This is a genomic window from Blautia sp. OM07-19, assembly GCF_003481595.1.
GTDB classification, from domain to species: domain Bacteria; phylum Bacillota; class Clostridia; order Lachnospirales; family Lachnospiraceae; genus Blautia_A; species Blautia_A intestinihominis.
In genome coordinates this window covers 157,534-157,814 of record NZ_QULA01000006.1, presented here as the reverse complement: position 1 = coordinate 157,814, position 281 = coordinate 157,534, and the positions used below count along the sequence as shown (strand labels likewise).

1 pseudogene is annotated in these 281 nt (G+C 43.4%); it reads left to right on the top strand.

The features are described from left to right. Positions 1-281: pseudogene (locus DXC01_RS20545) on the top strand (IS200/IS605 family accessory protein TnpB-related protein); the annotation flags it as partial.

Below are 281 nucleotides of genomic sequence, written 5' to 3'. Positions count from 1 at the left end.
AAGATATCCGGGAAAAAGAAACAGAAACTGCATCTGTGGAGAAAACGGGATATCCAGAAGCGCTGTGAACATCAGGTACATAGAAATGGAATACGGGTATCGAGGATCTGTGCGTGGAACACCAGCAGGCTTGCATATGATGGAACAGGAACCGTTGCCCGTGATCCGAAAAATCACAGCCTGTGTGTATTTCAGACAGGAAAACGATATAATTGCGATCTGTCAGCATCGTACAATATAGGAGCAAGATATTTTATCAGAGAACTTTTAAAACCCCTTCC